At 72.7% G+C, this 11,734-nt stretch carries 7 protein-coding genes; all 7 read left to right on the top strand.

Going from position 1 to position 11,734, the window contains the following annotated elements:
• The first annotated feature begins 34 nt into the window (after nt 1-34).
• The gene (locus tag ABZ842_RS30835) at nt 35-1,351 is read left to right on the top strand and encodes a nucleotide sugar dehydrogenase (protein ID WP_361544067.1); all 1,317 of its coding nucleotides are present in this window, start codon (nt 35-37) and stop codon (nt 1,349-1,351) included.
• Nucleotides 1,341-2,606: a glycosyltransferase family 4 protein gene (locus ABZ842_RS30830; protein WP_361544064.1), complete on the top strand. Its 1,266-nt coding sequence runs from the start codon at nt 1,341-1,343 to the stop codon at nt 2,604-2,606. The genes ABZ842_RS30835 and ABZ842_RS30830 overlap by 11 nt, the downstream gene beginning before the upstream one ends.
• Nucleotides 2,603-4,003 (top strand): Wzz/FepE/Etk N-terminal domain-containing protein, encoded by a 1,401-nt coding sequence (locus ABZ842_RS30825; protein WP_361544061.1) that lies wholly within the window; start codon nt 2,603-2,605, stop codon nt 4,001-4,003. Before ABZ842_RS30830 ends, ABZ842_RS30825 begins: the two co-directional genes overlap by 4 nt.
• Nucleotides 4,000-5,571: a Wzz/FepE/Etk N-terminal domain-containing protein gene (locus tag ABZ842_RS30820; protein WP_361544058.1), complete on the top strand. Its 1,572-nt coding sequence runs from the start codon at nt 4,000-4,002 to the stop codon at nt 5,569-5,571. Before ABZ842_RS30825 ends, ABZ842_RS30820 begins: the two co-directional genes overlap by 4 nt.
• A 3-nt stretch (nt 5,572-5,574) precedes the next feature.
• Nucleotides 5,575-7,503, top strand: coding sequence for an asparagine synthase (glutamine-hydrolyzing) (asnB, locus tag ABZ842_RS30815; protein ID WP_361544055.1), 1,929 nt, complete (start codon nt 5,575-5,577; stop codon nt 7,501-7,503).
• An 85-nt stretch (nt 7,504-7,588) separates the two neighbouring features.
• On the top strand, nt 7,589-9,775 hold the full coding sequence (locus tag ABZ842_RS30810) for a bi-domain-containing oxidoreductase (RefSeq protein WP_361544052.1): 2,187 nt from the start codon (nt 7,589-7,591) through the stop codon (nt 9,773-9,775).
• Entirely contained in the window at nt 9,772-11,730 is a 1,959-nt protein-coding gene (locus ABZ842_RS30805; protein ID WP_361544049.1) for an alginate lyase family protein, read from the top strand. Before ABZ842_RS30810 ends, ABZ842_RS30805 begins: the two co-directional genes overlap by 4 nt.
• Nucleotides 11,731-11,734: the final 4 nt, after the last annotated feature.

The following is an 11,734-nucleotide window of genomic DNA, read 5'->3' as shown; positions in this document are numbered from 1 at the left end:
ACCACAAGGGTCTGCCCGGGCGGAGGGACGGAGCATGAAGGTCAGCGTTTTCGGGCTCGGCTACGTGGGCTGCGTATCAGCCGCGTGCCTGGCCAGCATGGGGCACGAGGTCATCGGGGTGGACGTGAACCAGGTCAAGGTCGACCTGGTCAACGACGGCAAGGCCCCCGTGGTCGAAGAGCGGATCGGCGAACTCATCGCCGAAGTCGTACGGACCGGAGCGTTACGCGCCACCCGCGACGTGCGGGAAGCGATCGCGGCCAGCGAGGTGTCGCTGATCTGCGTGGGCACGCCGTCGGAGCCCAACGGCAGCCTGTGCACCACGTACCTGGAGCGGGTCACCGAACAGATCGGCGCCGCACTGGCCGAGCGGGGCGGCCGGCAGACCGTCGTGTTCCGCAGCACCATGCTCCCGGGCACCTGCACGAACCTGCTCGTGCCGATCCTGGAGAAGAGCGCCGGCGGCACGGCCGGGGTGGACTTCGGAGTCGCCGTCAACCCGGAGTTCCTGCGCGAGGGCACGAGCGTGCGGGACTTCTTCGACCCGCCGAAGACCGTCGTCGGCGAACTCGACGAGGCGAGCGGCGACGCGGTCCTCGCGCTCTACGACGGCCTGCCCGGCGAAGTGTTCCGGGTGCCGATCCCCACCGCCGAGGCCATCAAGTACGCGGACAACGCCTTCCACGGCCTCAAGGTCGGCTTCGCGAACGAACTGGGCGCGGTGTGCCAGGCGCTGGGGGTCGACTCCCACCAGGTGATGGACGTCTTCCTGGCCGACCGCAAGCTGAACATCAGCCCCGCCTACCTGCGGCCCGGCTTCGCCTTCGGCGGCTCCTGCCTGCCCAAGGACTTACGCAGCCTGGTCCACGCCGCACAGCGCGCCGACGTCTCCGTGCCCATCCTCTCCCACGTACTGCCCTCCAACTCCGCGCACCTGCAACGCGCGGTGGAGCTGGTGGAGCGCACCGGAAAGCGCCGGGCGGGCCTGTTCGGCCTCTCCTTCAAACCGGGCACCGACGACCTCCGCGAAAGCCCCCTCGTCGAACTCGCCGAACGGCTCTTCGGCAAGGGGTACGACCTCAAGATCTACGACGCCAACGTGAGCCTGTCGCGGCTGCTCGGCGCGAACCGCGAGTACATCGAGACGCGGCTGCCGCACCTCGCGCAACTGCTCGCGGACTCCGTCGACGAAGTGCTCGACCACGCCGAGGTGTGCCTGGTCGGCACCCGGGACCCGGCCGTGCTGTCGGCCCTGCCCCACGGCGACGGTCCGGTGCTCATCGATCTCATCCGCCTTCCCGACGCCGAAGCGCGCCGGACCGAACCGGGGTACATGGGCCTTGCTTGGTGACGCAAGAAGCGGCGACCGACCGAACCGGCGCGCGCTGATCCTGGTGGAGAACCTGTCGGTGCCGTTCGACCGCCGGGTGTGGCAGGAGTGCACGACACTGCGCGACGCGGGTTGGAAGGTGCACGTCATCTGTCCGCAGGGGCGCACCCGCGACACGGAGCCGGAGGCGGAGATCGACGGGGTGCGGATCCACCGCTACCCCCTACGGGCGGCCACCGGAGGGCCGGCCGGCTACCTGCGGGAGTACGGATCCGCGCTGTGGCACACCGCCCGGCTCGCCCGAAAGGTCGGCCCGGTCCACGTCGTCCACGCCTGCAACCCGCCGGACCTGCTGTTCCTACCGGCGCTGTGGCTGAAGCGGCGCGGCGCGCGGTTCGTCTTCGACCAGCACGACCTGGTGCCCGAGCTGTACCTCTCCCGGTTCGACCGCGGAAAGGACCTGCTCTACCGCGCCGTGTGCGCGCTGGAACGCATGACCTACCGGACCGCGGACGTCGTGCTCGCCACGAACGAGAGCTACCGGGACGTCGCGGTGCGCCGCGGCGGCCGGCGGCCGGACGACGTCTTCGTGGTGCGCAGCGCACCCCAGATCGACCGCTTCCAACCCGTCGAGCCCGAACCGGAGTTGAAGCGCGGCAAGCCCCATCTGCTGTGCTACCTCGGTGTGATGGGCCCCCAGGACGGCGTCGACTACGCCCTGCGGGCGCTGGCGAAGCTGCGCGACGAACTCGGCCGGACCGACTGGCACGCCGTGTTCGTCGGCTCCGGCGACGCCTTCGACGCGATGGTGGAGCTGTCTGAAAGACTCGGCCTCGGAGACCAGGTCCAGTTCACCGGGCGCATCCCGGACGTCGACCTGGTGCGGTACCTGTCCACCGCGGATGTGTGCCTGTCCCCGGACCCGCGCAATCCGCTCAACGACGTGTCGACCATGAACAAGGTCCTTGAGTACATGGCGATGGGCCGGCCGATCGTCTCCTTCGACCTCAGGGAGGCCCGGGTCTCCGCCGGAGACGCCGCCGTCTACGCACCCGCCAACGACGAGACCGCCTTCGCCGAACTCACCGCGGAGCTGCTGGACGACCCGGACCGGCGGGCCCGGATGGGCAAGATCGGCCAGGAGCGGATCAGCGGGGAGCTGTCCTGGCGGAACTCGCAGACGTCGCTGCTCGCCGCCTACGCCGCCGCCTGCCGCGTCCACGTTCCGGTGGCGCCGGGCCGCCCCGTCAGGATCGGGAAGTGGCCGCGTCGTTGAGCGAAGACACCATACGGCTGGTCATGATCGGACTGATCCTCCGTCGGCGCTGGCGGCTCCTCGCCACCCTCGCCGTGCTGGGCGCCCTCGTCGGCTACGGCACCTCGCTGCTCTTCCCACCGCGCTACACCGCATCGGCGTCGGTACTGCTGCCGGGGCAGTGGGACGAGCGCGAGTTGCTGACCCAGGTGGAGATCGCGACCAGCTCGGCGGTGGTCGACCGCACGGCCCGAGCCCTCGGCTGGCAGGACGTCAGTCCGGCGGAGCTACGGAACCGGGTGAGCGCCAAGACCACCGACGGGAACATCATCAAGATCTCGGGGACGGCCGACACCCCGGAGCGCGCGCAGCAGCTCTGCGACCGGACGGCCCAGCAGTTCGTCGCCTTCGCCGCGCGGATCGCCGGCGACGGCACGGACCCCGAAGCACCCACGGGCCCCGATGCGCTGCGGCAGAAGGTGCTGGAGACCAGCCGCCGCATCACCGACCTGGCCAATGCCGCCGACCCGGGACAGACCGTGGAGAGCGTCCAGGCCCGCACCGCGCTGGAGAAGCTGCGCACCTCGCTGGAGGAGGCCATGAAGAAGTTGGACGAGGCCGAATCGGCGACGAACAAGGCCGGCCTGGTCGTCATGGGGCCGGCGGAGCGGCCGACCGGCGAAGCGCCGCCGACGCGGATGCAGCTCGTCGCCGCAGGCGCGCTGGTCTTCCTCCTGCTCGGCGTCGTCGGGCACCTCGCCGCGGCCCGGATGAACCGCCGGCTGCGCACCGAACCGGAGATCGCCGCTGCGCTGGGCTCGGAGCTGCTCGGCACCGTCGACGTGCCGGGCGAACGGCGCGCGAACCGGCCGCAGGGCGGGGGCCCGCGGGCCCGCATCCGCCACCTGCTGGGCATCGACACCCGGTGGGACGTACCGACCCCGCAGGCGTCCGGCGACGAGACCAGCCGACGGCTGCGTTACCAGCGCGTCTGTGCTCGCCTCAGGGACCGGCTGCCGCAGGCCCGGCACCTGCTGCTCGTCGTACCGGACGGAGACGGCGCCGCCCGCCGGGCCGCCGCGCAACTCGTCGCCGAGGCCGGGAACGACCCTGCTGCGAACCCCGCGAGCGGGGGAGGGGACCCCGTGCTGCGGGTCGTGGACGTCTCGGTGTCCCGGCCGATCGTGCCGGACCGCGACACCGAGTCCGGCGCCCTCGTCGTGCTCAGCGCGGGGAGTTGGACCGCGGGGGAGCTCGCCGGCATCGCCGGGGCGTGCGCGGACGGCGGGCACGAAGTCGTCGGCGTCGTCGTCGCCGGCACGGTCCGCGCCCTCGCGACGGAATCCGCCGGCCCCCCGCCGGACGAGGCCGCTCCGGCGGTTGCCGCCCGCGGTCACGCGACGGGAGAGCCGGTGTGACGACGAGCACGACTTCGGAGCCGTCGACCGCCGCTCCGCTGCTGGACCTCCAGGCGCTCGTGGTGGCGGTGCGCCGACGTCGGCGCCTGTGGAGCTCGGTGGCGCTGCTGGGACTGCTGATCGGCGTGGCGGTCGCCGTCCTGCTGCCGCCACCGCCGAGCGCGGTCACCAAGGTGCTCGTTGCGCACCAGGAGGACCAGCCGAACGACACCGGAACCCTGATCCGTACCGACGTCGCCCTGCTGGGGACCACCCGGATCGCGGCAACGGCCCTGAAATCCCTCAAGTCCCCACAAGACCCCGAAGAGTTCATGCAGGAGTACCGGGGCACCGGCCTGACCAACAACCTGCTCCAGATCGACGTCACGGGCGACAGCGACGCGCACGCGGTCGCCCGCGCCAAAGCACTGGCCGACGCGTTCGTCGCGGACCACGTGCGACGGATGCGGGAAGCCGCCGAAGCCGAGGCGAAGGCCCTGCTCGACCAGCGCGACCGGATGCGCACCGAACTAGCAGAGGTGAACAAGGCGATCGGCGCACGCTCACCGGACAGCGACACGAAGGGGTCGGCGAGCATCGAATCCCTCTTCGCCCGCCGCGCCGAACTCAACTCACGCATCGCCGACTTCGACCAGCGCGCGGCGGAGGCCCGCACCGGCACCCCCCGGCTCGTCGCCGGCACGCAGATCGTCGACGGTCCCCGCGCGGTGCCGCACTCCCTGCCCAAAGCCGCCGTCACCAACGGCGCGATCGGAACCGCCCTCGGGCTCGTCATCGGACTGGTGCTCGCCGCGGTCGGCACCGTCGTGGCCGACCGGCCCGTACTGCGCCGGGAGATCGCCGCGAACCTGGGCGCCTCGGTCATCGCCGAGCTGCGTCGCGTACCGCGCCGATCGCCCCGGCTGTGGCAGCGCCGACGGACCCGGACGGAACGCGAACGCCTCACCGCGACCCTGGCCCGCGCCGTGCGCGGCTCCGCGGATCCCGTGTCACTGCTGGCACTGGGGTGCGTCCGCAGCACCACCGCCATCGCCCTGGACGTCGCCGGGGCGCTGGCCGACGAGGGGCCGGTGGTCGTCGTCGACGGACTGCCGGGCCCGACACTCGCCGACGGCCGCCGACCGCCGGGCGGCCCCACCGTCGTCAGCGGTGACGCCGCCGCGGGCGTGCCGCACGGCACGCGCCGGCTCGGCGTCGGCTCCGTCGCACCCGGCACGGCCTGGACCGACCTCCACTACCTCGGGGGCCAGACCGTGCTCGTGGTACGCGCCGGGCACGCCAGCGCCGCCTGGCTGCACACCGTGGCACGACAACTCGCGGACCAGCGCGTCCCGGTGATCGGCGTGGTGCTGATCGACCCCGATCCGCGGGACCGGACCGACGGCACGCTGTGGGACGGACAGCACACCGCGCTGCGCGGCCACCACGAGCGGTCGGCCCGGCAGAACGGGACCGGCCAACTGCCGACGGAGCTGTTGGCACGGCAGAACGGAACGGGTCAGCTGCGGACGGAGCGGCCGTCGATGCCGGCCGCACGGACTTCGGACAGCGACCAGGAGGCGCGGTAGACCATGTGTGGCATCGCAGGCACGTACCGATGGCCGGACGGGCGGGTCGTCGTCGACCGGCTCACCGACGTCCTCGCCCACCGAGGCCCGGACGGGGCCGGCCGATACGGCCACCCGGCCGGCGACGGCGAGGTGCACCTCGGGCACCGCAGGCTGGCGATCGTCGACCTGTCCGAGACCGGCGCCCAGCCGATGGTCTCCGGCGGCCTGGCCCTCACCTACAACGGCGAGCTGTACAACGCGCCCGAACTGCGCGTCGAACTGGCCGCCGCCGGGGTGCGCTTTCGCGGCACCTCCGACACCGAGGTGCTGCTGGAGGCGTGGCGGCGCTGGGGCACGGACTGCCTGCCCCGGCTGCGCGGCATGTTCGCCTTCGCGGTCTTCGACGAGCGGACCGGCGAACTGGTGCTCGCCCGCGACCAACTCGGCATCAAGCCGCTGTTCCTGCTGCGGCGCGGCACGGGCCTGGTGTTCGCCTCCGAACTCAAGGCGCTCGCCGCCGTGACCGGCGGCTCGCTCCAGGTCGACCACGCGGCACTGGTCGCCTCGCTGCTCTACTACTGGGTGCCCGACTCGCGCTGCGCGTTCCGCGAGGCGGAGAAGCTGCCGCCGGGCAGCTGGCTGCGGTGCCGGCCCGACGGGCGGGTGGAGCGCGGCCGGTACTGGAACCTGAAGGACGTCGCGAGCGAGGCCAGGGAGCGGGCCCGAAGCGGCTGGCAGCCGGACCTCGCCGCCGTCGTCGAGGAGTCGAGCCGACGGCACCTGCTCTCCGACGTCCCCGTGGCGACCTTCCTCTCCGGCGGGCTCGACTCCAGCTATCTGACCGCGCTGGCGGCCCGCCACCGCCCCGGGATCTCCGCGTACACCATCGGGTTCCGCGCCGAGGACGCCAAGTTCGAGGCGATGCCCGACGACCTGCGCTACGCGCGGCGGGTGGCCGAGCGCTTCGGCGTCGACCTGCACGAGATCGAGATCGCCCCGAACGTGCTCGACCTGCTGCCGCAGATGACGTACCACCTGGACGAGCCGATCGGCGACCCGGCCGCGATCAACACCTTCCTGATCTGCTCGGCCGCCCGGGAGGCCGGCGTCAAGGTGATGCTCTCGGGGATGGGCGCCGACGAGCTGTTCGCCGGGTACCGCAAGCACCTGGCCAACCTGCTCGCGCTGCGCTACCAGCGCGTGCCGCGGCCCCTGCGGCGCACAGTGCACCGGGCCGTGGACCGGCTGCCGGTCGCCACGTCCCGCCGGGGGTACCGGTCGGTGCGCTTCGCGAAGCGGTTCCTCTCCTTCGCCGAACTGCCGGAGGAGACCGCGTTCCGCCGCAGCTACACCATGTACGACCAGGAAGAACTGCTCGCCCTTCTCGACCCGGACCTGGCCGGGACGGTCGACGACGTGCTGACCGAGCACGCCGACGTCTACCGGGACAACGACCTCGACGACTTCGTCAACCGCATGTGCCTGGGCGACGCCCGGATGTTCCTGCCGGGTCTGAACCTCGCCTACACGGACCGCTCCAGCATGGCCGCTTCGACGGAGGTGCGGGTGCCGTACGTGGACGTCGAGGTGGTCAAGGCGGCGTTCGCGGTCCCCGGCGACCGCAAGATCGTCGGACGGCAGGGCAAGGCCGTGCTCAAGGAGGCGGCCACCTCGATCCTGCCGCGGGAGATCGTCTACCGGCCCAAGGGCCTGTTCAGCGCGCCGCTGCGGGCCTGGATGAGCCGGGACCTGGCACCGCTGGTGCGCGAGGTGGTGCACGACGGAGTGCTCGTACGGTCCGGCTTCCTGCGCCGCGAGGCGCTCCAGCGGCTCGTCGCCGAGGACGCCGCCGGACAGCGGGACTTCTCCAAGCACCTGTGGCACGTGCTGACCCTGGAGTACTGGTACCGCAGCGCGACCGCCGACTCCAGTCGCAGCGCAGCGGCCTGACGGAGTGCGAGACGGCACGGAAGACGGCGTGCGAGACGGCGTGCACAACGGTGCGGAAGACGGCGTAGAAACAAGAGGAGCTCGGGTGAAACAGGTCGTGCAGAACTACAAGAGCGGCGAGCTGGCGCTGCTCGACGTGCCGGTGCCGGGGTGCAAGCCGGACGGCGTGCTGGTCCGCAGCGCCTACTCGCTGATCTCCACCGGCACCGAGCTCATGAAGGTGTCAGAGGCCGGCATGTCGATGCTGGGCAAGGCCCGCTCCCGCCCCGACCAGGTGGCCAAGGTCATGCAGAGCGTGGCCACCAACGGACTGCCCGCCACCTACCGCAAGGTGATGGGCAAGCTGGACTCGTACACCCCGCTCGGCTACTCGCTGTGCGGCGTGGTCGAGCAGGTAGGCACCGGGATCGACGACGTCTCCGTGGGCGACCTCGTCGCCTGCGCCGGCAACGAGCACGCGCTGCACGCCGAGCTGAACTGGGTGCCGAAGAACCTCTACTCCCGGGTCCCCGACGGCCTCGCGCCGCGGCACGCGGCCTTCGGCACCGTCGGTTCGATCGCAATGCAGGGCGTGCGCCAGGGCGAACCGCAACTCGGCGACGTGGCACTGGTCATCGGCCTCGGGCTGATCGGACAGCTGGTGGTGCAACTGCTCGTCGCCTCCGGCGCCACCGTCGTCGGGGTCGACCCCGACCCGGCGCGCTGCGAGCTGGCCGAGCGCCTGGGCGCCGCGGCCTGCGGCGATCCCGCGTCCGCCGCCGTGGTGAACTCCGTCGCCGAACTCACCGGCGGACACGGCGTGGACCAGGTGTACCTGGCCGCCGGCGGCTCCAGCAACCAGCCCGTCGAGCTGGCCGCCCGACTGAGCCGGGACCGCGGCCGGGTCGTCGACATCGGCAAGTGCCGGCTGGACCTGCCGTGGAACGCGTACTACGAGAAGGAGCTCGACGTACGGTTCTCCCGCAGCTACGGACCGGGGCGCTACGACCCCGAGTACGAACTCCAGGGGCGGGACTACCCGATCGGCTACGTGCGCTGGACCGAGCGCCGCAACCTGGCGTGCTTCCTCGACCTCCTGGCCCGCGACCGGATCGACGTCGAGCCCCTGATCTCCCACGTCGCCGACTTCGACGACGCCGTGGAGACCTACCGAAGCCTGAAGGACGGCGAGCTGAGGGCCGTGGCCGTGCTCTTCCGCTACCCCGAACGCACCGGGGAGGCGCACGAGACGGCCCCCGCGACGGCCGTGCCCGCGGTGCGCCGCGCCAGCAAGGCGCCCGCCGCCGTCCGGCCCGCCAAGGCGACGGTGCGGCTGGCATTCGCCGGCGCCGGCAACTACGCGACGTCGATGCTGCTGCCGCACCTGGCCCGCCGCGACGGCGTCGAGCTGGCCAAGGTCGTCACCACGACGGCGCTGTCCGCGGCCAACGCCAAGCAGAAGTTCGGCTTCGCCGAAGCGACCACCGACCTCGACGCCGTCCTCGACGATCCGTCCATCGACGCGGTGTTCGTGGTCACCCGGCACAGCTCGCACGCCGAACTGACCCGCAGGGCGCTGCTGGCGGGCAAGACGGTGTTCGTGGAGAAGCCGCTGGCGCTCGACCAGGACGAACTGGCCGGCGTGCTCGCGGCCGTGGAGGAGTCCGGCAACGATCGGCTCCAGGTCGGCTTCAACCGCCGCTTCGCACCGCTGCTGAAGGAGGCCAGCGAGCGCTTCGGCACCCGGACCGGGCCGGCGAGCGTGCGCTACCTCGTCAACGCGGGCCGGCTGGCGGCCGGCAGCTGGTACCTCCAACAGAACACCGAGGGCACGCGGTTCGCCGGCGAGGGCGGGCACTTCATCGACACCGCGAGCTGGCTGCTCGCCGCCGACCCCGTCTCCGTGTACGCGCTCGCCACGCCCGGCAACGAGGACCTCCAGGTCGTGCTGCGCTACCCGGGCGGCTCCACCGCCACCATCAGCTACGTCACCACCGGCCCGGCCGGCTTCCCCAAGGAGACCCTGGACCTGGTCGCCGACGGCCGTGCGCTACGGCTCGACGACTTCGTCCGCGCCAGCGTCCACGGCCGCAAGCGGTGGGTGAGCTCCCGGCTGCCCAAGGCCCGGGACAAGGGCCAGCGCGCCGAGTTGGACGCGTTCCTGGAAGCCGTACGCACCGGCGGACCGATGCCGGTGCCGTTGGAGTCGCTGGTCGCCACCACGACCGCCACCCTCGCCGTACGGACCAGCCTGGCCAGCGGCGCCCCCGTGACGTTGGCGGCGGCGCGATGAGCGCGAGTTCGGGGAGCGCGGGCTGGTACCTGCGGCGGCTGTCGAGGATGGGGCCGCGGGAGGTCGGCGGCCGGGTGGGCGACGCGGTCCGCAGACGGCGGTGGCGATCGGCGGTGCCCGCCGCCCCGACCCCGACCGGCGCCCGGTTCACCGCGGCGCTGCCCGCCGAGGTGGTCGACGCCGTCCCGCCGGACGCCGTCAAGCGCCTCGTGGCCGATGCGGACCGGCTGATGGCCGGGCAAGCCGAGTACTTCGGGGTGCGCCGCGACGACCTGGCCGACCCCGACTGGCAGTACGACCCGAAGACCGGCCGCCGCGCCCCGGAGGGCTACGCCTTCGACGTCCCCTACCGCGACGAGGACGCGATCGGCGACGTCAAGCAGATCTGGGAGCTGTCCCGGCACCACCACCTCACCGTGCTCGCCGCCGCGTACGCGACCACCGGGAACGAGGCGTACGCCGAGCGCGTCGCCGCGCACCTGCGGTCCTGGTGGGCCACGAACGAGCCGCTGCGCGGGGTGCACTGGACCAGCGGTATCGAGCTGGGCATCCGGCTGCTGTCCTGGGTTTGGGTGCGCCGACTGCTCGACGGCTGGCCGGGCGCGGCCGGGCTGTTCGAGGACAACCCGGTGGCGCTGCACCAGATCTGGCACCACCAGCGCTGGCTCGCCGCCTTCCCCAGCCGGGGGTCGTCGGCGAACAACCACGTCATCGCCGAGGCAGCCGGACAGCTCGCCACGGCCTGCGCGTTCGGCTGGTTCCCCGAATCAGCGCGGTGGCGCGCGGACGCGCTGCGGTCGCTGGACGAGCACCTGCGCGGCAACACCTTCCCCTCCGGTCTCAACCGGGAACTGGCCAGCGAGTACCACGGGCTCGTGCTGGAACTCGGCCTCGCCGCGGTCGCCGAGGCGGACGCCGCCGGCGTGCCCGTCCCCCAGACCGTGCGGCTGGTGCTGCTGCGGATGACCGACGCGCTCGCCGCCGTCGTCGACGGCCGATTACGGCCGCCGCGCCAGGGCGACGCGGACGACGGGCACGGCCTGGTCGTGGACGGCGCCGGCACCGACCGCTGGGCCTCGCTGCTCGCCACCGGGGACGCCGTCTTCGGCCGGCTCGCCTGGTGGCCCGAGGTGACCGGCACCGATGTGCGCACCCCGCTGCTGGCCGCGCTCGTGCGACCCGCGGCACCGACCGCGACCCGACCGGACAGCCGACCGGCCCACTTCGCCGACGCAGGGCTCACCGTCCTGCGCGGCCCGGGCGGGATCTGGTGCCGCTGCGACGGCGGCCCGCACGGCTTCTTGTCCATTGCCGCACACGCCCACGCGGACGCGCTGTCCGTGGAGGTCCGGCACGACGGCGTCGACGTGCTCGCCGACCCCGGCACGTACTGCTACCACGGACAGCCCGAGTGGCGGCGGTACTTCCGATCCACCCTCGGCCACAACACCCTGGAACTCGACGGCGACGACCAGTCCGGCTCCGGCGGGCCGTTCCTGTGGACCCGGCACGCCCGCAGCCGCGTCCTGGTCGCGGACCCCGACCCGACCGACGAAAAGCCCGCCCGCTGGTGCGCCGAACACGACGGCTACCAGGGCGCCGTACACCGACGCCGAGTGGAACTGGCATCCACGAGCCGGGAGTTACGGGTCGTCGACGAAGTGCGCGGCCCGCGTCGCGCCGCACGCCTGGCCTTCCACCTCGGGCCCACGATCGCCGCGGACCTCGACGAGAGCCGGGCCGTGCTCACCTGGACCCGGGACGGCGAGGACCGCTCCGCCGTGCTCGAACTGCCCGGGCAACTGCGCTGGCGGGCGCACCGCGGCGAGACGGCCCCGCCGCTCGGCTGGTACTCCGCCGGCTTCGGCCGCAAGGAACCCGCCACGACGCTCGTCGGCACCGGCCACGTCGACGGCGCGCAGGAGTTCACCACCGTACTCAGGTTCCGCGGCTAGGGGG

It is taken from the genome of Streptomyces sp. NPDC047315 (genome assembly GCF_040643215.1).
Lineage (GTDB): Bacteria > Actinomycetota > Actinomycetes > Streptomycetales > Streptomycetaceae > Streptomyces.
The sequence above is the reverse complement of the archived record's forward strand: the minus strand, read 5'-3'. Positions and strand labels throughout refer to the sequence as shown.

Excerpts from the sequence above, each read along its gene's own strand:
- ABZ842_RS30835 (WP_361544067.1), top strand. The coding sequence starts at position 35 with ATGAAGGTCAGCGTTTTCGGGCTCGGCTACGTGGGCTGCGTATCAGCC.
- asnB (WP_361544055.1), top strand. The coding sequence starts at position 5,575 with ATGTGTGGCATCGCAGGCACGTACCGATGGCCGGACGGGCGGGTCGTC.
- ABZ842_RS30805 (WP_361544049.1), top strand. The coding sequence starts at position 9,772 with ATGAGCGCGAGTTCGGGGAGCGCGGGCTGGTACCTGCGGCGGCTGTCG.